We start from the raw sequence: 21,369 nt of genomic DNA, 5'->3' as shown, positions 1-21,369 counted from the left end.
TGCCGGTGGTGGCCCTGGCGACCATCCGCGCTCACGAGGCATCAGCACGTACTCGTGAGTGGGGACGGTGGTTCTTGCAACCAATGCCACTCACGAGGGTTCAGCACCGAGTCTCGTGCGGGGGCGGTGGTTTTGACGCTCGTGAGGTATCAGCGCTGGGTGTGGGTTAGTTGGTGGGGTTATTGGGGGGTGGGGGTTAGGGGTTCTGGGCGGGATCTGGGTGGGAAGCGGAGTTGGGGGAGGTCGGTGATTCGTTCTTCTTCGGGGTCTGCGTCTGGGCCGATTACGTGGGCGATGATGTTCCGGTCGGAGAGGGAGGCCAGGTCGGCTGCTAGTTCTGCCGTGATGGCCGCTCCGACCAGGCGTAGGCCGCCGAGGCCCGGGATCAGGCGGCCCGGGGTGCCGGGGAGCGGGATTTCCTCGCCTGATGCGGCGGCTTGTCGCAGGTCGTGGGCTTGTCGGGCTCGCTCGTACTCGGCGGTGGCGTACGGGTCGGGGGTCGTGGGCGGTTGCGGGGCCGGGGTCGGGTCGTCGACGTAGTTGCCGTTCGCGTCCAGCGGGGTTGCGTAGACGCGGTCGAGCCAGGAGAAGCCGTCCGTGGTCGCCGGGCGGATTGTGCCCGCCTGTGGATCCACAATGGACACTGTGCCGTGGTGGTTGACGATGTTCCACGCGTGGCCTTCGCCGCCGCGGCGGAATCCGACCACCACCGCGTCCGCGCCGTGTCCGGCTCGGGTGATCCGGTCGATCACCTCGGCCAGGCCCGACGGTCCGCGGCTGAACAGTTCCGGCGCGTAGCCCAGGGCTTCCGCGGCGGCCGTCCCCGCACCGCGCGGCATACCGTTCGGCGCGATGCCCGCGACCCGCGGTTCACCGCGGTAGGTCTCGTGGAACGCGAGGGCCGCGTCAACGCAGTTGACGTCGCGTCCCTGCTCGGATCGCGTGCCGTTGATCAGTCCGGCGAAGCTCGCGGGGTCGGCGAACCGGGTACCCGGCGGCACCACGGCGAGCAGCGCGTCCGTGTCCCCTTGTGCGGGCGGCACCAGTTGTTCCGGCAACGGCCGCAAGTAGGACGGTTCGTATGCGGTGACCGGCCCTTCGTCGGCCTCGAACTCGTCGCGCGACCGCTTGCCCGGCCGCGACTCCGCGGCGGAGTCCCGGGCCGACGCCCGCTCCGGCAACCCCGAAGCGGAGTCCTGGACCGACTCCGGCTCCGGCAACCCCGAAGCGGAGTCCTGGACCGACTCCGGCTCCAGCAACCCCGAAGCGGAGTCCTGGACCGACTCCGGCTCCAGCAACCCCGAAGCGGAGTCCTGGACCGACTCCGGCTCCAGCAAATCACCGGCGATCGCCGCCGCACCGATCGCGTCCGTGCTCCGCGACCGCTCGCCGTTCAAGCCGAGTTCCTGCAGCTTCTGGCCCCTCGCCACCCAGGTGTTCACCGCGATCTTCGCGATGTCCTCGGCGACGTGCTTGGGCAGTTTGAACTCGTTGACGAGTCCGTTCCGGACGGTTCTGATCGCCCGCGCCGGGTCCTCGTCCGTCTTCGCCTTCTCGTGGAACTGCGCGTGCTCGAACGCGATCTTCCCCGCGCCCTTCACCACATCGGACATGCCTTGCTGGCCGTGGTACCTGTCCAGGTAGTGCTCCAGCTGCTTCTCCCAGGTCTTCCGGTCCGCGTGGCTCTGCGTCAGGCCACCCGCCAAGTCCTCGGAGGCCGGGTTCCCGCCCAGCGGCAACAGCTTCGCGGCGACCCGCTCGCCGTCGGTGGCGATCGAGAAGCCCGGGTCGAACACGGCGTCGTCGGAACCCGGGGACACGCTGTCGAAGAGCGCCCGCCCCTCCTGGTCGCCGGGGCCGAACGTCCATCCGAAGTCCAGCGCCGATTCGCCGTTGGTCCGCAGGAAGGTGTTCGGTTCCGGGAAGTACACGGCGCGCGGGTCGACGTCCGCCATGGCCTTGCGCACCGACTGGTCGAGTTCGGTGGCTAGCTTGGCGGCGTGCGGGGCGTCGATGCGGTACCCGCCGCTGAGCAGCGTCGGCGGGGTGCGGCCTTCCAGGTAATCGGCGACCTTGTCGAGCACCGGTGTGCCGTCGGGTGTCTCCATGGACTGCACGTCCGAGTCGCCGATGTGCACGTACACGTCATCGCTGTGTTCGGCGAACTGGCCGACCAGGTCCTTCATGCTCTGGTGGTGCGCGATGAGCTCGCGCAGCAGCCCGTACGGGACGGACTTCTGGTCGCCCAGCTCCAGCTTCCCCGAGTGCACCTGGGGTTCGGACCAGGTGAAGCCGATGATCCGCACCGGGATGTCCAGCGGTTTCTTCCGCCACGCCGCGTCGAACTCCGCGATGGCGGCATCGATGTTGGCCCGGTGGCCGTCGTTGGCGAGGCGGTGCTGGTTCAGGCCGATCACCAGGCCGACCCGGTGCGACCGCTGCGCGCCGTCGGACATCGCGCCGGCGTACTTCTCCGCGAGGCCGTACAGATCGCTGCTCGGAGTCGCCGGCACCATTCCCACGAAACCGACGGGATTGCGGGTCGCCTTGACCGTCTTCGGCGAGTATTCGGCCACCTCGCCGAGCTGTTCCACGCGGTGTTCGCGCAGCCCGTTCTGGAACGTCTTGCTGCCTCCCCGGACCGGGACATCGCCGGGGGCGGGCATCGCCGGCAGCCGACCGTACTTCTGCTCCGCCGAGTTCGGCCTGGGCGGTGCTTGCCGGGTCGGCCCGTCCGGGTCGTCCAGGTGCACCACGGTGTCGTGCGGCGCCTCGCTGCCGTTGCGGAGCTCGTGGAAGGTGGTCTCGGGAACGACGACCTGGTGGTGCGCGGTGTCCTCGATCAGTTCCAGGTGGTGCGGTTCGAGCCCGGGGCTGCTCCAGACCTGCTCCCCCATCACCCCGGCGTCGGTGCGGCTGCGGTCCAGCACCATCTCCGGGGCCAGCGCCTGGTCCGGAAGTCCGAGGTAGTGGCCGATCTCGTGGGCGAAGACGCCGCCGGGGTCGGTCACGTTCCAGTTCAGCTGATCGGACTTCCCGGAGCCCGTCGCGGTGATCTTCGCGTGCGCCTGCGCCGGGTCGTCGACGAACTCCAACCGGACGTGCAGCTGATCGCCGCTCGGCAGCCGGTGCCCCGAGTTGAACACATCGTCCACAGAGGACTGCGCGGCGGACTTCAGGTCGGCGAGCTGCTCGGGTGTGATCCCCTCGCCCGGTTGCAGGTGCGCCTTGACGGTGTACTCCTGCACCCACTGGTCGGGTGCGACTTCCACGCGTCCCACGTCGTAGCGGATCAGCCCGGTGACCTTCTCCGGGTGGAACTGCAGCGCCCCGTTCGGCGCCCGGCTGACCGTGCTGGTGCGCAGCGGGTCGACGCTCTCGGTGTTCACCGTCCGGGACCGGATGTTGCCGCGGTACTGCTCCCAGTCGGCGGCATCGCGCGACGGGGAGCTGGTGTCGTCGGCAGGCTCCGGCAGACCGGCCACCGCGTCCTGGACGTCGGCCACCGTCAGGGAGTGGCCGGGGCCGACGCTGTAGGTCGACGGGCGCATGTCCGACGGGAGCGAGCCGACGAACTCCGCCACCTCGGGCAGGGACACCCCCGGTGCGATGTGCAGGTTCCGGCCGGGCCTCGCGGACGGCGCGCGGTCCCCGGCGGGCTGGCCGGGCGGGTGGATCGTCGCCCCGTCGGCGTTGCGGGTCACCTCGTACGCCCGGCCCTCGGGGAGCCGGCCGGCGTGGTTCCACACGTCGTGCTGGGTGAGCAGGCCCTTGTCCAGCGCGGTGTTCTCCCAGACCCGGACGTGCAAGTCGCCGCGGGAGGTGATCTTCACCGTGCTGTCCTGCGGATGCCCCTTCCCGCCGAACATGCCCTTGACCGCGTTCGCCAGCTTGTGCGTCCAGTTCGAGCCGTGGATCCGCGCGTCGGAGTAGATGTCCGCGCGGTCGGCGCGGAACAGGTACGACCGGCCTTCGTGCTTGACGCCGGAGGTCGTGCTGTCCTTCGCGCTCGAGGCCGCCACCTGGTCGTTGCTCACCGTCGCGGACCCCGGCGGCGCGAAGGTCACGCTCGTCGGGGCGGGTCCCGCCGCCTGGTGGGTGTTCGAGCCGTACCCCGACGCGGCAGGCCCGAAGCTCGAGGTGACCGTCTTCGTCGTGCCGTGCGACTCGGAGTTCTCGACCTCCTTGCTGAAGTTCATCTTCGTGTCGTCGGGCAGCGCCTTGACCAGCGTCAGGTCCTCCGGGCGGAGGCCGCCGGTGAGCTTCAGGTCGAACAGCGAGTCGTAGAACGGGTGCTTGCTGCCCAGGGTGTCGCCCGCCCGGACGTCACCCCCGGTGAACAGGGTGTTCGACGCGTTGTGCAGCGAGCTGCCCTTGGCCGTGTTGTGCGCGACGTACTCCGAGTTGCTGCCCGGCCGGGTGAACTCCGAGGTCGTCTGCGCCGCCTCGGCTACCTGGTCCGCGGTCAGCGGCCCGGTCGGCGGCAGCTTCGTCGACAGCTGCGCGTACACCGCGTCGTGCAGGGCCCGTGCGGTGTCCTCCCCGATCGCCTCGACGCGGAACGCGTCGTTCGGCCCGAAGCCCGGCTCGCGGTCCGGCGGCGCGTCGACCACCTCGAACTCCGGCGGCTGCGCCGGTTTCCGCAGCGGTGGTGAAGCCTCGCTGCTCGGCGAGACGAGGTCGACCTCGCCCTGCAGCGTGATCGGCGGGTCGCCGACCCCCTTGTCCAGGTCCACCAGGTGCTTGGCAGCCCCGAGGCTCGGGGTGTCCAGCGCCGGCATCGGCGCCCTGCGGCGGGTGATGTGCAGCTCGTAGGTGACCGGCCGGGTGTCGCTGCCGACCTTGTCGGTGTCGACCTTGGTGGTCAGCTTCGAGCTGCCGCTGCCGTCCATGACGTGCTCGGTCTTCGAGCTCTTCCCGCCGCCGAGCACCTGCGGGGTGAACGCGCCGCTGGACGCGCCCGGCTTCGGCGGCGCCTGCTGGATCTCGCCGTTCTCGTCCGGTTTCCCGGGTGGCACCGCCGGGGTTTCCACTTTGCGCACACCGGCGTTGAGCGATGCGTTCACCGACCAGGTGGTGTTCTTCGCGTGCTGTTCGGACACCGCGACGTAGTTGGACCTGGTCAGCTTGTCCGGGGTCGTCTGCTCGCCCGGTGCGGACACGGCCCGGTCGTCGCGCGTCGCCTCGACGCGGATGTCGACGACGTCCTCGAGCGCCGCGTTCGGGTGCGGCACCGAGATCCGCCCCTCCTGCCCGACCAGCGCGTCCGACAGCCACACGTGCCCGGCCGGGCTGTTCAGCCGGGCGTTGACCTGGTCGACGACCTCGCGCCGCCAGTCCGCGTCCGTCACGTCGAGCTCGGCGAGCCGGTCCCGGACCGTGGCCATCGGGTCGTCGCCGGTGAGCCGCGCGCCGCTCACCGAGGTGTCGCTGTAGGAGGAGTACTCGCCGGGGCCGGTCAGCATCGTGTGCGCCGGGTCGTCGACGCCTTCCCCCGGCGTCCCCAGCATCTCGGGCAGTTCCGGGGGCACCGGCAGGTCGAGCGCCTCGAACATCGCGATGGCCTGGTCGACCGGCATCTCCACCAGCAGTCCGTCCGGCTCGTCGACGGTCACGTCGACCGGTTTCACCTCGGCATCGCCGGTCTGGTCGAAGCGGCTGGTCTTGAGCATGTTGCGCAAGGACATCTCGGCCCAGTACCGGTAGCGGACGTCCAGGGCGACCAGCGCGGTCGGGCCCGTCTTCTCGAACTCCTGCTTGCCGCCGGTGGTCACTTCGAGCCCGTGGCTGCGGCCGTGCTTCGCGCCCGCGCCGAGCACCCCGCCGAACATCCCGCCGACCTGGCCGTCGCGCTTCGGCATGAGGTTGCCGCTGGCCTCGACGTCGACCCCGACGCCCCACGACTCGGTGGCCCCGGCGACCTGCTCACCGGCCTGGTTGCGCTTGAGCGTGCTCTCCGCCCGGACGTCGACCAGCCGCGGTGAGTGGTAGGTCGCTTCGCCGTTGAGCTCGCCGTTGAGGTCGAAGACCCTGCCCTTGCCGAACATCTTGCCGGTGCTGTTCGGCAGGTCGCCGAGGCCCTGGCTGGCCGTGCCGAGGCTGCCGACCCTGCCCTGGAACTCCCGCACCGCCTCGGCCGACGCCGTGCCGGGGCGCGTCAGCTCGGAGCTCTTGTAGGTGTAGTCGGTGGACTGCTCCGCTCCGGTGTCGTCGGTCCGCTTGTCGGTGAAGGTCTTCTCCGCCCACGTCGACCAGTTCCCGCTGCCCTTCGGCGGTCGGCGGACGGGGGTCGGGTCGGTTCCGTCGGCGGGCACCTGCTCGATCCGCTTGGCCAGCGCGATGTCCACGGCCTCGGAGCTGTTCGGTGAGATCCGGACGTGCTCGATGTTGGTGTAGGGGCCGAGCAGCGCCGATCCGACCACCTTGTCCGACGGCAGCGCGGGCGGGGTGCCGAGGTAGGTGCCGGGCTTCGTCGCGCTCGTCGGCAGCGGTTTGGTCGCCCAGTTCAACTTGTCGGCGGCGGTGGTCACCCGGATCGCGCCGTCCACCCGGCCCTGGTGGATGTCCGGGTGCGTCGAATCGCCCGCCAGCACCTGGTCCAGGTCGGACTTCGACGGTCCGGAGTACCGCTCACCGGCGTTGGGCCCGAACAGCATGCGGTTGCCGGCGATGTGGTGCTGCGCCCAGTTCGGGTCCTTGGTGGAGCCGTGCACGACGACGATGTCCAGCGGTCCCTCGTAGTCGCGCATCTCGCCGCTGTACTTGCCCGCTCTTCCGTCCTTGGCCGCCGAACCGGACTTGTTGGAGATGCCGCTCTCGTAGGTCAGGGAGGCGATCGCCCGCGGTCCGGCGGTCGTCTGGCTGGGTCCGCCCTGGTAGGGGTTCGGCAGGCCGTCCTTCGGCGTGGCCTTCGGGGCGTCCGGGTTCGGGCTGTCGGTCATGCTCGCCATGAACGCTCCGCCACCGCCGATGCGCGCGGTGCGCGACGAGGACTGCCCCCGCTGGTACTTGTCGGTGTGCTTGATCTCCGTGCTGGTGTCCTGCTGCCCGGACGGCGTGGTGCTCTCCGGTGCCGCCGGGAACGCGTAGATGTCGACGAAGTGCGTTCTGCCGTCCTGCTGCCAGGATGCGCGGGCACCGTTGTACATCGCGTCGTAGATCGTGTCCCTCGCGATCTCCGGCCGGAGCTTCTCCTCGATCGCGTTCCGGCCGTTGTCGCTCAACCCGTTGTCGGTGTCGCGGACCTCGCCGGTGATGAAGTCGGAGATCTTCTGGTGATCGACGGACTTGATCTCGTCCCGGCCGAACAGGTACGGGCGATGCGGGTCCGGCGTCGGTGTGCTCTCCTCCGCGAGGTGCGGGGGCAGCGGCAGGCCGAGGTCGCGGGCCTGCCACACCGGCACGTGCACCTGGGTGCGGACGTTCTCCTGAACGTCGCCGACCTGCATGTCCCGGGAGACGTCGTAGACCAGCTGGTGCTCGCTGCCGGACTGCGTGACGGTGTCGTCCGCGCTCGGGGTGCTGCCGTCGGTCAGCCCGCTGCTGAAGTCCAGGAATCCGCCGACGTAGAACGGTTTCTTCCCGGTGTAGAGCCCCATGCCGAAGTTCGCGTCGCTGCCCTTGGTCGTCTGCCAGCTGCGGGTGTTGCTGACCGCGTGCGAGCTGTCGACCGCGGTGGTGCCGACGTAGCTGATCCGCCCGTCGCCGACCGGGCGGATCGACACCTGGCCGTCGCCGGTGGTGATCTGGTTCTGCTCGCCGGTCCTGGCGAAGAGCTGATCGGTCAGGTCAGCGGCGGCCTCCCGGGAATTGCCCAGGACGTCCTGGAAGGACTCCGGAATGCTCGCCAGCACCGGCCGCGCATCCCCGAAGCCGCCGTCCGGCAGCGTTGTCGTAATCGCATCGCCGCGGGTGATCTCCGGCGTCCGCAGGCCGGCACCGATCGAAGTGCTCACCGGTGGCTTGCCCGGGACCGAGAGGTCGAGCTTCATCTCGACGGGCACGTGGGTGCGCGAAGTCCCCTCTGTGTCGGTGAACGTCACCGTCGAGTCGAACTTCTGGGCCCGCTTCCCGGTCCCGCCGACGTAGACCATCGGGCGGACGACCCCACCGGCGAGGTCCAGCGGGGAGATGAACATCAGCGGGATGCGGATCGGCACGCTGGTCGAGGTCGACTCGGTGCTCGGGCTCCCTCGCTCGTTCGACTTGTCGGTGCTCGTGGTGCTCGGCTGCTGATGCGGCGGAGCGGTCCTGGTGTCGGCGGGCCGGTGCAGGTCGGAACCGACCGCGACGTCCTGGCCCCCGATCCGGAGCCGGCCGTCGCCGATCGCCCGCACCAGCTCGTCGTCGCCGAGCCTGCCGATCTCCTGGCTGATCTGCTCCGGCGTCCGCCCCGTCAGCTCGGCCAGCCCGTTGATCAGGCCGTTCCGCGGGCCGAGCGACTCGATCTGCAGCTCGGATTCGTGCGGGAGGAACGACAGCTGGGTGAGGCCGCGTTCGAACTCGCCCTGCTTGGCGGCTTCCTTCGCCTCGTCCTTGGCCTTCTCGGACTGCTCGGCGGCGGCTTTGGCCTCGTCCCTGCTGGCGTTGGCCGCTGCTTCGGCGGCACGGGCCTGGTCGCGGAGCCGGTCGATTCCGGTTCGGACGTTGTCCAGGTCGCGGACGGCGTCGGCGTGCTGGTGCTCGGCGTTTCGCGCCTGGTCGGCCAGGGTGTTCGCGCGGGTTTCGGCCTTGGCCAGGTCGTTCTCCAGCGCGGCGAGCCCCTGGTCCAGGTTCGCGCGCTGCTCGGCGTTGCCCGGGCGGATGCTCTTGAGCTCGCCGGCCCGTTCGTTGGCGCTGTCCCGATGGCGTGCCAGGTCCTCGACGTCGTTGCGCGCCTTGGCTGCTTGTGCGGCGAGGTTGTCGGCCGTTGCTCGGGCGTCGTTGGCGCGGTTGATCGCGTTCTCGAGGTCGGTCCGGGCGTTGCCGGCGTTGTTGGCGATGTCGTTGGCGGTGTTGAGGGCGTCGTTGGCCTTCGTGCGCTGGTCGGAGATCTTCTTGATCGCGCCGTCCGCAGTGTTCAGCGCTGATCGGGCGTTGTCATGGGCCTTGCTCGCCGCGTTGGCCGACGCTTCGGTCGCGCGGGCGCGGTCCAGTTCCAGCTTCGCGTCCTGCCGGTCGGCTTCGCTGCGGGCTTCGTCGTATCGCTGCTGGGCCTGCGCGGTCCGCTGCTCGTTGGTGCCGAAGGCTTCTCGCGTGGCGATCACCGCGCCTGCCGTGTCGCGGATCGAGCGTTGGACGTGGGTCAGGTTGTGCTGCGCGCGGGTGTCGGCCGCCTTGACCGAAGCGAGCGCCGATTCGACCGCCTTCCGAGCATTCTCGACGGCCCGGTCCACCTGCGCGAACGGGTCGCTCTCCCGGCCGGGGTTCTGGTCGTTGCTCTGGTCGTCGTTGTTCCGCTGGCCGTCGCTGCTCTGGCCGGTCTGCTGGTCGTTTTGGCTGGTCTGCTGGCCGGAGGAGTTCTGGTCGGTCAGTGGCGGGGCTTCGGCGCGGCGGCTCGGCAGGGTGGTCATCTCGTGGCTCTCCGCCGTCCGAGATCCCGAGCTCTCGGATTGCATCCCGCCGAGGCTCGCCACGGCCTCTTGCGCCGTCGGCAGGGGCTGACCGCCGCCGCGTTTCGGCTTCATACCGGGAGTTGCGGTCGATGGCGACGTCTTCGGAGTGCCCGCGCTGATCGTCGGCGTGCTCGGGACGGACTGCTGGGTGGGCGGCAGCTTCGCCGAAGTCGCGGCGGCGGGTGACTGCGCAGTAGTCGCGGAGTTCGCTGGCTGTTGAACCGGATTGACCGTCTGATGCGACTGGTTCGACGGCGCCTGCACCGTCTGCTGCACCGGGTTCGGCGACGGCTGCACGGTCTGCTGGTTCTGCGACGACCCGGTGGGTGAGGTCTGCGAGTTGCTGGACTGACCACTCACCTGCTGTGACGACTGCACGGTCTGCTGGTCGTTCTGCGACGGCCCGATCGGGGAGGTCTGCGAGTCGCCGGACTGACCAGTCGTCTGCTGCGGCGGCTGCTGGTTCGAATCGTCCTGCCGCAGCGGATGGTTCTGCGTCTCGACAGCGCTTTCCCCGGTCGTCCCGGTGTGTTCCGGGGACGACTGAGGTGTCTGCTGGGCTGGGGGTAACTCGCCTTCCGCCACCGGTGCGTCATCCAGCTGTTGGTTCGGATCGAACTCGTTCGACTGACGCATCGAGTTGGGCTGCGACTGCGATTCCACGTCCGAACCGCTTTGTCGATGCTCTGATCCGGACGTGCTGCGTTCCGCGTCGACCACCGTCTCCGGACCGGATTGGTGCTGGCCAGGCCCCGAATGCTCCGAGACCTGCGGCGCGGCGACCTGGCTAGTTTCCGACGGCTGATGCGAGGTCCCGGACGTGTGGGAGGTCGAGGACTCCTGGTTGCCGGACGTGCGCTGATCGTTCCAGGAACTCGACTGCTCGGAGGTCTGGTTCTCCGGCGCCACCGGGTTCTGCTGGCCGTCCCCCGGTGTCGGGGTGTGCTGCTGACCAGGCACTTCCACCGGAGGCGCATTGGTCGTGAGCAATTCCGTCGAACCAGTACCGGTCGATGACTCGTGGCCGCTGAGTTCCGACGCCGGCGGGCTCTGCTGCACCGGAGGTGCGACGGTCGTCGGCGAGTCCGGTGGGCTGGAAACGGGCGAAGAATTCCCTTGCGGAACAGGTGTTTCCACCACCGAGTTGGAGCTGGTCGGCACTTCGTGCGACTCCCCGCCCGAGGTCGTGCTCTGCGGAGAGGACGCCTCGACGGGCGGCGCGACGGAAGTCGGCGACTGCGCCGGAGGCGTGATGGAAGTTGGCGACTCCACCGGACTCGAAACCGGCGAACTCCCCTGCTGACCAGTCGTTTCCGCAAAAGGGCCAGGGCCGGTCGATGACGCACCTGGGGCAGTGCTCTGAGCAGACTCCACCGGAGGCGCCGCGGTCGCCTCCTCGTTCCCCGGCGTCGAATTCCCCCGTGGAACGGAGGTCGAGCCGGAACTTGTCGGCGCCTCGTTCCCGCTGGAGTTCGGAGTCGACGTGCTCGACCGGACAGGCGTCTCGGTGCCCGTGTTCGCGGCAGCTGCCACCGGCCCAGCACCGTTCCCACCCGATCCCGGCTGCACGGATCCGTGCTGACCGGGGATTTCGGTGCTCGGACTGGTGGGAGGAGTCGACGAGTTGCCGTTGCTCTGAGCACCGCCGGGTGAGTTGCCGCCCGATGTCTGGGGACCGTTTCCTCCGGTCAGATCCGGACTTTCGCTGGTCGGCGCATCGGCACTGCTGGTGTCCGGAGAGGAGCGGTCGCTGGTGTTCGGACCGCCGTTGCCGAGGCCGGCGTTGTCCAGCTTGCCCGACAGCTTGTTCCCGAGGGCATCGCCGCCCGCGCTGCCGGCGCCGGAGGCCGCGCCCGCGGTCGCCGCGAACGGGTTCAACTCGAACTCGCCCTCGGTGGCGTACTTGTACAGCGCCTCGGTCATCGTCTCGTGGAAGGACTCGGTGCCGATGTGCGAGATCACCTCCGAGCCCTTCTTGGCCCAGTTCTCGCCGAACTGCTTGGCGAACGCCGAGTTGAGCGCGCCGTTGAGCCCCTTGCCGAACAGCTTGCCGAGGCCGGCCATCGGCAGGGCCAGCGCCGCGCCCATCCCGCCGGTGCCTGCCGCGTTCTTGGTGTGGTCGGTGTTCCACTCCGTCCGCGTGCCCATCGCGAACTGGGCCGTCTGGGCGGTGACGTCGATGAGCAGCTGGAACGCGACGCTGAACGCGGCCGTCGAGAGCACCTGCCGCAGAACCCTGCCGAGCAGGTTCTGGATCAGGAACCGGACGACGGCGAACCGAGCGGCCAGCCACGTCATCGTCGCGCCGCCGGTGAACGGTGCCATGGCGGTGGCCCAGGCGATCTCGGCGAGCAGCGCGATCAGCGAAGCGATCGTGACGATCTTCATGTACTCGACGTCGAGCGCGAGGTCGAGCAGCGCCTTGGCCAGCCCGTTGAACAGCTCCGCGGCCGAGGAGATCAGGTCATCGCCCTCGATGAACGGCGCCACGCGCTCCACGAACGCCTGCGCGGCCTCGCCCTCGAAGTTCGCCCTGATGTTCTGGACCGCACTGCGCAGCCCCGGGCCGAGCTGCCCGAGGCTCTGCGCGGCTTGCTGCCACTCGCCCGCGAGCGCGCGCAGCTGGTCCTCGTTGGCGTCCGGGAATTCCTCGCCGGTGAGCACCTGGAACAGCTTCGCGACTTCCGGGCTGACCATCATCGCCATGGCGAGATCCCTAACGTTTGATTCCTCTGGCGCGATGCTTGACGCGCCCAGCCGATGCGTGCCGCCGCAAGCGCGTAGCGCTTAACCCACCTACGGCGCTGGCACCGCCGCGGGTTCTCAGCGTTCGTCTGGCGAGGACAGCCCGTTCGCCGTGTATTGGGCATACATCAGAACGGGATCCCGCAGTCCAGGCGGGCGCTGAGGTTCCGCCACCCGCACCGCCACGCAAAACGAGCCTGGAAACACTCATTCATTCGCGCGGGGCCGCTGCGTCGGCTTCGTCGTTGGTGTCGCTGAAACTCCGCGCTGTTTTGAGCGTTCGCTCGCCGTGGCCGCCGACTGCTTCTTCCAGCATCGACAGGAATTCGATCGCCTTGGTCTCGCCGGGCTTGTAGTTGGTGTTGAACTGCTCGCCCATCTCGCCGGTGCCGCCCGCGTGCCGGTAGGCGGTGGTCACGTTGCGCATCTGCGCGGCGATCTCCTTCGCCAGCATCGACCACTGCTCGAGGTTGGCGCCGCCCCTGGCCAGCCCGTCGGGGTCGGCGTAGAAGCGGTCGGTCACCGCGACCACCGCCCGACGTCGCCGAGCGTCGAGTCGATCACGGCCTCCAGATCGGGGCCGTTCTCGCGCAGTTCCCGCAGGTCGACGCCAGCAGGGGTGAGCCCGGACATCATCTCGTCGACCGCCGAGGCCGCCTGCCGCTGGGCGTCGGTGACCACCTCCACGATCTTCGCGCCGAGCTCCTTCGGCGCCATGTCCCGCCACCGCTGGCCGTTGAACACCACCTCGGTGAGCCGCCCGCGACCGTCCACAGTGGCCTTGATCGCGCGGTCCTTCGTGGTGGCGCTCGCGGTGACCTCGTCGAGCTCGGCGAACGCGGTGCTGAACTGGTCCTGCTTGGCGCGCAGCTCCTGCAGCGCCTCGGTCATGTCGTTGTGCATCGAGGAGAACATCCGGCCTCCTAGCTGGTCGCGCTCTGCTCAGCGGGCTGCTCCGACTGCTTGGGCGCATCGGTGCTGGTACGCGACGCGGTCGAGCTGACGTGGACGTGGGTCGGGGCGAGCGGTTCGTCGGTCTCGTGCGCGAGGTCGTTCGGCAGCCCGATGACGCCGTTGCCCGCGGCGCTGCTGGTGCCCCACACGTTCTCGTCCTCGGACAGCCAGGTCTGGCGCTCGCGCTCCTTGGCGTTGTTCTGCCCGCCGGACATCGGCGGCATCATGGGGGGCATCATCGGCATCCCGCCGCGCGGGTCGCCGACGGAGCCGCCGACCTGCGACGGTCCGCTCTGCTGGGTCGTCTGGTCCTGCCCGGACCAGTCGGACCACCCCTCGCCGCCGAACCCACCGGTCGAGCCGCCAGCGCCCCCGCCCGGGAGGCCGGAGAAGTCGCCCCCGCCGCCCGGCAGGCTCGACGTGCCACCGGCGGGATCGAAGCTCCCGCCGGACAGGCCGGAACCACCGGGGAGGTTCGACGTGCCACCAGCCGGATCAAAGCCGCCACCAGGCAAGCTCGCACCGCCGGGCAAGTTCGCGGATCCACCGGCTGGGTCGAAGCTCCCGCCCGGAAGCTCGCCTCCGCCAGGCAAGTTCGACGTGCCACCAGCCGGATCGAAACCGCCACCCGGCAGATCGGAACCACCGGGCAAGTTCGCGGAGCCACCGGCCGGGTCGAAACTCCCACCCGGCAGGTCGCCTCCGCCAGGCAAGTTCGACGTCCCACCCGCCGGATCGAAACTCCCGCCGGGGAGGTTCGCGGAACCACCAGCCGGATCGAAACTCCCACCAGGCAAGTTCGCGGAACCACCAGCCGGATCGAAACTCCCACCAGGCAAGTTCGCGGAACCACCAGCCGGATCGAAACTCCCACCCGGCAGATTCGCGGAGCCACCAGCCGGATCAAAGCTCCCACCAGGCAAATCGGATCCGCCACCGGGAAGGTTCGAACCTCCGCCGGGCAGGTTCGACGTCCCACCAGCAGGGTCGAAGTTCCCACCAGGAAGCTCGCCCCCGCCAGGCAAGTTCGACGATCCACCAGCGGGATCGAAATTCCCGCCCGGCAAGTTCGACGCCCCACCAGCCGGATCGAAATTCCCGCCGAGCGAGTTCGCGGCACCGTTCGCCGGGTCGAAGGGGTTGCCACCGCCCGGAACCTCGTTGAGCTGCCTCTTGGCATCCGGCGAGTTGGCGCTGCCGCCGCCGAACGGGCCCGTCATCCCGTTCGGCGGAACGATCGGAGCTCCCCCGCCGCCGTTCGCCGGCGGAACGTCGCCGATCCCGCCCGGCGGCTGATCGCCCTGGCCACCGCCCCCGAGCGCCGGGTTGTCACCACCGCCGAAGGCCGGTGCGTCCCCGCCACCGGGCAGGTTCGAACCGCCGTTGGCAGGAGGCAGATCTCCGCCCCCGAACGTGGACGGCGTGTTCCCACCACCGTTCGCCGGATCGTTCACACCCCCACCGCCGTTGGCCGGCGGGAGGTTCAGGTCACCGCCGCCGTTCCCCGGCGGACCGTTCAGATCCCCACCACCGTTGGCCGGCGGGAGGTTCAGATCCCCGCCGCCGTTCCCCGGCGGACCGTTCAAGTCACCACCACCGTTCGGCGGCGGCACGTTCAGATCCCCACCACCGTTCGGCGGCGGGATGTTGATGCCCCCGTTCGGCGGCGGGAAGTTGCCGCCAGGACCGCCGCCGGGACCGCCACCGGTCTGCGAGATCGGGGTCTCCAGGCCCTCCAGCGAGGACTTCGTGTTCTCGTAGCCGGTTCGCAGCTCGTCGATCCGCTTGCGGGCAGCCTCGTCGAGGGGCTCCATCTTCTTGCGCATGTAGTCGCTGATCTTGGCGTTGATGTCGTTCCAGGTGGTCTGGCTGCCCAGCGGACCACCGATCACCGGGAAGCCCTCCGGCAGCTTCCCCGGGGTGAACGGAACCGAATCGGCGTTCACGCTGCCGGGCGTGATCACCGGCCACATCATGCCGGGAGCGCCTTGGACGCTGGGCTGGGTGACCGCCGGGCCGCGGTTGTCGTCGGACCGGTACCCGTCCATCACGTTCTGGATGTAGGTCTCGGCCTTGTCCCGGCTGCTCCTCGCGAGCACGTCCAGCGCGTAGTTCGGCGTGCCGTGCACCAGGCCCTTGCCGTAGACGTAAGCGCTCACGTTGTTGAGCACGGCGTTCATCGTGTTCGTGGCCAGGTTCTTCAGGGCGCCCGAGTACTCGCTCCACGCGGTCGCCATGCCCTTGCCGAAGTTCGAGGCGGCCTCCGCGGCCCGCTGCAGCCCCTCCGAGGTGTTGCGCTCCTCGACGATCTGCTCGCGCAGGCTCTCGACGGTTTCCGCGAGGCTGTTCACGCTCTGCTGGATCGCGTGCGCCGCTTTGCCCTTGAACGCCGAGTCGTCGCTGGAGAGCTTGTTGGCCCACTGCTGGAGCGTGTCGTGGTTGGTGGACAGCCACTCCACGTAGTGGTCGACGGACTCCTTCGCGTCCCGCAGCCGGTTGACGTTCATCAGCCCGATGTTCGCGGCTTTGAGCTGGTCGGTCAGGGCGTCGATCTCGGCGAGCGCCTTGTCCCAGTTACCCGGCAGCGTGGGGTTGCGGTCCACCGAGAGGTACCACTTGTCCCACGCGTGGTAGCTGTAGCCGCTACCCGCGGACTGGCCGTCGGTCTGCGCGCTCCCGGGTTTCACCGAGGACTCCTGGAACCAGCCCTGGGCCTGGTCCGCCCCGCTGTCGACGATGCCGTGCAGGTCGGCGCCTTCACCGGTGACCGTGAACAGCACCTGGTCGAACGTCGCGCTCGAGGTGTTGTCGCCCTTGATCGGCTCCGGCTGGCCGGTGGGTTCAGTCATCGCTCGTCTCCAGTCACGCGGTTCCGGACATGCCGCCGCCGGTGAAACCGGGGTATTCGGTGGTGAACTTGGAAGCGTCGTAGGCGGCGAGGTCGTCGGTCTCCTTGAAGACCTCCTTCGCCTTCTCCAGCGAGTCGTGCAGCGTGTCGAGGGCCTTCTTGAGGCTCTTGTTCTCCGTCTGGACCGTGCCGCCGAAGGTCGCGCCCCACTTGACCAGCTTCGTCGCCGGTTCCCAGGTCTGGCCGGTCGGTTGCAGCTGGAGCTCGGCGTCGAGGTCGGCGGGGCCTTGGGAAGGTGCCGTGCGGACGGTGCTCTTGATGTCGCCGAGCACCGCGAGCAGCTGGTTGTACTGCCCCTCGTCGAACTTGATGTTCGGGTCCGGGCCGACGTCCCCGTTCGTCGACGGCATGCCGCCCATCCCCTGCGTGGTGGGGAAGTTGTACGCACCGCCCGGGTTCTGCGTGTTCGGCACGGGCTGCGTGCTGGGCGGGTTCTGCACTGGGGGTGCATCCGGTGCCTGGGAGGTCACCGGAGGTTGTTGCACGGGTGGCGGCTGCTGAGCAGGCGGCGCGTCCTGCGCGGGCGGCGGCTGGTTCGGCATCGGGGTTTCGGTGGCGCCCTCGGTCGGCGGTGCACCGGCCGGGACACCCACCACGCCGCCGTACGGTTCCACCGGTTGCGCGGGAACAGCCGGTTGCGCAGGCGTGACCGGAATTCCGGGCGCAGCCGGCTGCAGCGGCGTCGCCGGAACCGTCGGTTCCAGCCTCGCGGGCTCGTTCGGCCGCATCGGCTCCAGCGGCTGCCCGGGAACCGTCGGTTCGAGCTTCGCCTGTTCCTGCGACGGCTCGACGGGGAGGACCGGGTGCGGTGACACCACCTGCGGCGACCTCAGCGCGTACCCGGGTTGTTTGGGCTCGTCCGGCACCTGCTCCGCGGGGAACTGCTCCGCCGGCACGCCCTGCTCCGCCGGAATCGCGGGCTCCAGCGCCGAGAACTCCTGCTGCTCAGCCGGTTTCGCCAAGATGAAGTGCTTCGGCATTGTGTGGGGTTCCAGCGGCACCGGCTCGGTGGTGACCGGTTCCGTCGGCGGAACCCCCGGATCCGCGGGCACCTGCTCCGCGGGCTCACCATCCGCGACGACGACCTTCTCCACCACGACGACCTTCGTCGCCGTCATGGGTTCCAGCGGCGGGAGGTCCCCGCCGGGAGGACCGCTGAACGGCTCTCCCGGCGGGACGTCACCCCCGGGTACCTCGGAGTGTTCGGCGGGCTTCGACACCGGCACCACCACGGCTTCGACCTCGACGGCCGCGGTGGCGGGCAAATCCGTCCCCCTGGTGCTCGCCGTCCGCGCCGGATCCGTCTCCTCCACCGAGATCTCCTTCCCGATCGTTCGGCCCGGTCCAGCGGGCCGTCAACAGTGGTGCCGGTGTCGCTGCGAGGTCAGCCGGCGATGATCCGGTAGCCGCGCTGGTCGCCTTCCTTGAACGTGTCGTGGATGCCCACCGAGGAGCGCGAGGTGAGCTGGATCTTCTCGGACATCGTCTGGTAGGAGCGGTTCCACTGGTTCTGGTTCTCCAACCAGATGGGCTGCGCCTGGCCCCAAGCGGCCTCGGGGATGTTCTTCAGCGCTGCGTTGAGCTGTTCCAGGACGGAACCGAGGTTCTGCACGGCCTGGAGCAGCTGCTGGTTGACTTCGCCGTAGCCGTTGTGGTTGACGTCGAACGCGGTCATCCGATTTCCCTTTCCCGAAAAGTGCCGGAGCGGTTGGACTTCAGGTGTTCACCGCTACGCAAAACGCGCCTGGAAAAACCCCTACTGAGCTGCGCCGCCGGTTTCGGTTTCGACGTTGCGGTTGGTCTGCAACAGTCCACCGGCCTTGGTGTTGAGGTTCTCCAGCTCGTTGACGATCTTGTTGAAGTCCATGTTCCAGTCGCCGAGGAGCTGGCCGAGCTTCATGCCGGACGTGGAGTTGTTGACCACCGGGAGCTGGCCGGCCAGGCCCTGCACGCTGCCGTTGATCTGGCGCATCTGGCCGAGCGCGGTCTCCGTGGCGCTGATGACCTTCACCAGCATTCCGTCGTCGTAACCGTATTGCGTCATCGGACTTCCTCCTCCGTTCGTTGTTCGCCGATCAGGTCGAGGACCGGCCCGGTCGGCAGCAGGGCCAGCAGGTCCGCGGGAACCGGTTCCGCGGTGTCCACCGAGTAGCCGAGCGCTTCGGCCGCTTTTCCGCTGGCGACCGGGAACTTCGCCCCGGCCTCGGTGATCAGGTAGACGCCCGCCCCGGGAACTCCGGGTGCCGGGCGGGTGCGGGCGATGAACCCGGCACCGGGCCGGACGTCGACGAGGTCGGCGACCCGGCCGTCACGGGTGACCCCGGACGTCTGTCCATCCACAGTGGATCCGCTCAGGCCCGGCGCGGACACCACCGCCACCTCGCCCGACTCCCAGCGCACGCACGGCACGCGGCGGTCGAGGTCCAGGCCCTTCGGCGGCCGGGCGGGCAGTTCGGCCTGCCACACCGGGGCCGGCAGGACCTGCTGCTTGGCCAGTTGCGCCGGGGTGATCGTGATGGGCGGCGGCAGAGCCCCCTCCGGATCGGCGCCGAGCAGCGCCGCGACGGTGCGCGACACCGGCACCAATCCGCCCGCGTCCACCACGAACGTCGTGTCGCCGACCGCGTCCGGTGCGGTCACCAGCTGGCCGATCTCGGTCGGCTGACCAGCGACGTCCGGCCCGGGCCCGCCTCGGGGCACCGGCGGCGCCCCGAGGTCGGGTCCGGCGGGCAGCGTGTTGAGCCACGCCGAGTCGACCGGGATGGCCGAAGCCGGGTCCAGGCCGAGCGCGCGGGGCACCCACCCCTCCGTGACCCGCAGCCGGCTGCCCTGCCAGACGAGGTACTGCTGGTCGCCCACGCGGACCAGCACCGACTCGTCGGGCCCCAGCTCGGCCATCCCGGGCAGCGGGCCGACGGTCACCGCGACCCCCGGATCGCCGTCCCGCACCCCCGCGCACACCGTCCACGGCTGCGCCCCCGACGTGGCCGGCGGCAACGCGTCCGGCGCACCCGGAATGCCGATCGGAGCTCCCTTCGGGAAGTCCGCCAGCTCCCCGCCGCCGACCTTCGCGACCTTCGGCTCTCCCCCGACCATCAGCCGAGCCGACGCGTAGTTCAGCACCGGGCGCAGCCGCCCGTCGACGAGCACGTACCGGTTGCCGGAATCCTTGTCCACGACCAGGAATCCGGGCTTCTCCCGCCAGGCGTTCCCGCCCATCCCGGTGAGCAGGCTGACGATCAGCACGATCGCCATCACCAGCACCGCGACCGCGATGCCGCCCGCCAGCCCGGTCGTGGTCCGCCGGAGCGGCCGGTTCGGGTCGTCGGGATCGGTGCGCAGCACCGCGGCGAGGATCCGTCCGACCAGGAACGAATGCGCCTCGACCTGCTCACGCCTGCCGTACATGCTCGCCCTCCCTTCCGCTACCGAACACGGCTGCCACGACCGAGAAGGTTCACAACCACGACGCGACGACGCCGTAGAAACCGGCGACCGTCAACACGAGCGCCAGCACGGCGAGGGCGCAGATCCAGTGCAGGATGTCGCCGAGGCGTCCCCAGCGCGGCACGAGCCGGCGGCCGGGCAGCACCTGGGCACCGGCCAGCGCGTTCCCGGCCAGACCCAGCAGTCCGACCAGGACGCACAGCTGGCCGAGCAGCGGCAGGTCGACGACCCAGTGCAGCAGCACCGACATCAGCGCCGCGGTGGCCGGGACCAGCGCGGCGACCCGGTGCCAGATCCCGCGCAACTCCCTGGCCTGCAACAGCAACAGCGTCGCCACGACGAGTCCGAGTGCTGCTGTGTCCCACGCGAGGTGCGAGGTGAGCACCAGCAGCGCGCCCGAGCAGACCGCGCCCAGCACCACGAGGAACGCGGTGAGGTGCGCGTCGGCGACCGATGCCCGGTCGAGGACGTCCTTGCTGGGCAACGGATCCAGGCCCTGCTGGAACTCCTCGGCGGTGGTCGGCACCGGCTCGGCGACGAGCCCGGCGAGCCAGGTGGCGAGCTGCGGCGCGGCCCGGGTCACGGCCAGCACCATCGCGACGAGCACCGCTGCGGTCGCATGCGCTTCCAGACCGAACAGCAGGCCCGTGACGCATCCGAGCGCGGTCAGCACAGCCCCGCAGGCGACCGCGAGGAATCCCGCCTTGGCGACGTCGAGCGCGGCGCGGGCGATGACGGATCCAGCGGCCACGACGACCGCGCCTGCCAGCGCTCCGGCCACGGTGAACCAGTCGGCCGGGGGCGCTGCGCCCGCAGGCATCGCGAACCCCGCGACGCCGAGCGCAACCACCCCGACCGCACCGAGCGTGATCGCTCCGCCCCGCTCTTCGAGCAGCCGCGCCAGGAGGGCACCGCCGCCGATCAGGACGAGCCCGACGGCTCCCGCACTGATCGCGGTCACCGTCCCGCTCCCGGCGAACGTCGTGACCAGCACCGCGAGCAACCCGGCCAGCGCGGCGAGCGCGAGGCACACCCGGCGGGTCAGCGCCGGACGCCAGCTGTCGGTGCGCGCGGACAGTCCAGTGTGGATCCCGTCGACGAGGTCGTCGAAGTCGGCCAGCGGCAGCTGGTCGTTCCGGGGGCGCAGGTGCAGCACATCGCCGTCGTACAACCCGGCGGCAGCGGTCCCGTGCTCCTCGTTCAACGGCGCCTCGCCGAGCCGCTGCAACACCCAACCCCCGTGCGCGAGCCCGGAAGTCGCCAACGCCGGATCGAGGTGCCCGAGCACGGTCGGCATCAGATCGGAGATCGGCACGTGCGCAGGCACGGCCAGCTCAACCCGAGAGGTCGGCCCGCAGATGGTCAACCGGCACATCTCACCGGACTGGCCCGGCTGCGTCGACGGAGCGGGCTGCGCAGTAGCCGCCCCGTTCGGATTCGTCGCCACCATGCCCCCACCACGTCCCCGAACCCCCCGAAGGTTCAACCCCCACAGTCCCCACCACCCGGCGCTCCGCCGTCCAGTGCTCCGCCGTCCGGGGGTCCGCCGTCCGGGGTCACGCAAATTCAATGGAAATCAGACGTCCAATTTCCATTGAGGTGATCTCAGTGGATTCGGCCGTGTTCGTGGTGGGTGAGGACGAGGGCGGCTTGGACGATGTCGCCGATTTTGCGGGGGCTGGCGGTGATGTGGTGCAGGGTTCGCCAGCGTCCGACCAGGAG

At 69.8% G+C, this 21,369-nt stretch carries 9 protein-coding genes; all 9 read right to left on the bottom strand.

Annotation, left to right across the window (positions count from 1 at the left end):
* Positions 1 to 179: 179 nt before the first annotated feature.
* The 9 genes from OU415_RS21955 to eccD all read right to left on the bottom strand — a co-directional run bounded on the left by OU415_RS21955 (position 180) and on the right by eccD (position 21,097).
* Positions 180 to 12,299, bottom strand: coding sequence for a WXG100-like domain-containing protein (locus tag OU415_RS21955; protein WP_270950848.1), 12,120 nt, complete (start codon positions 12,297 to 12,299; stop codon positions 180 to 182).
* A 250-nt stretch (positions 12,300 to 12,549) separates the two neighbouring features.
* On the bottom strand, positions 12,550 to 12,861 hold the full coding sequence (locus tag OU415_RS21950; RefSeq protein WP_270950846.1) for a hypothetical protein: 312 nt from the start codon (positions 12,859 to 12,861) through the stop codon (positions 12,550 to 12,552).
* Complete coding sequence (locus tag OU415_RS21945; protein WP_270950844.1) at positions 12,858 to 13,253, bottom strand: YbaB/EbfC family nucleoid-associated protein; 396 nt, start codon at positions 13,251 to 13,253, stop codon at positions 12,858 to 12,860. Before OU415_RS21945 ends, OU415_RS21950 begins: the two co-directional genes overlap by 4 nt.
* A gap of 8 nt (positions 13,254 to 13,261) precedes the next feature.
* Positions 13,262 to 16,141, bottom strand: a complete 2,880-nt coding sequence (locus OU415_RS21940) for a hypothetical protein (protein ID WP_270950842.1) — start codon at positions 16,139 to 16,141, stop codon at positions 13,262 to 13,264.
* Between the two features lie 13 nt (positions 16,142 to 16,154).
* On the bottom strand, positions 16,155 to 17,513 hold the full coding sequence (locus OU415_RS21935) for a hypothetical protein (RefSeq protein WP_270950840.1): 1,359 nt from the start codon (positions 17,511 to 17,513) through the stop codon (positions 16,155 to 16,157).
* A gap of 71 nt (positions 17,514 to 17,584) precedes the next feature.
* A complete protein-coding gene (locus OU415_RS21930; RefSeq protein WP_270950838.1) occupies positions 17,585 to 17,875 on the bottom strand; it encodes a hypothetical protein in 291 nt (96 codons plus the stop codon).
* A gap of 81 nt (positions 17,876 to 17,956) precedes the next feature.
* Positions 17,957 to 18,244, bottom strand: coding sequence for a hypothetical protein (locus tag OU415_RS21925; protein WP_270950837.1), 288 nt, complete (start codon positions 18,242 to 18,244; stop codon positions 17,957 to 17,959).
* The gene (eccB, locus tag OU415_RS21920) at positions 18,241 to 19,608 is read right to left on the bottom strand and encodes a type VII secretion protein EccB (RefSeq protein ID WP_270950835.1); all 1,368 of its coding nucleotides are present in this window, start codon (positions 19,606 to 19,608) and stop codon (positions 18,241 to 18,243) included. Before eccB ends, OU415_RS21925 begins: the two co-directional genes overlap by 4 nt.
* 49 nt (positions 19,609 to 19,657) lie before the next feature.
* On the bottom strand, positions 19,658 to 21,097 hold the full coding sequence (eccD, locus tag OU415_RS21915; RefSeq protein ID WP_270950833.1) for a type VII secretion integral membrane protein EccD: 1,440 nt from the start codon (positions 21,095 to 21,097) through the stop codon (positions 19,658 to 19,660).
* Positions 21,098 to 21,369 lie beyond the last annotated feature (272 nt).

The organism is Saccharopolyspora oryzae (genome assembly GCF_027853915.1).
Lineage (GTDB): Bacteria > Actinomycetota > Actinomycetes > Mycobacteriales > Pseudonocardiaceae > Saccharopolyspora > Saccharopolyspora oryzae.
The sequence above is the reverse complement of the archived record's forward strand: the minus strand, read 5'-3'. Positions and strand labels throughout refer to the sequence as shown.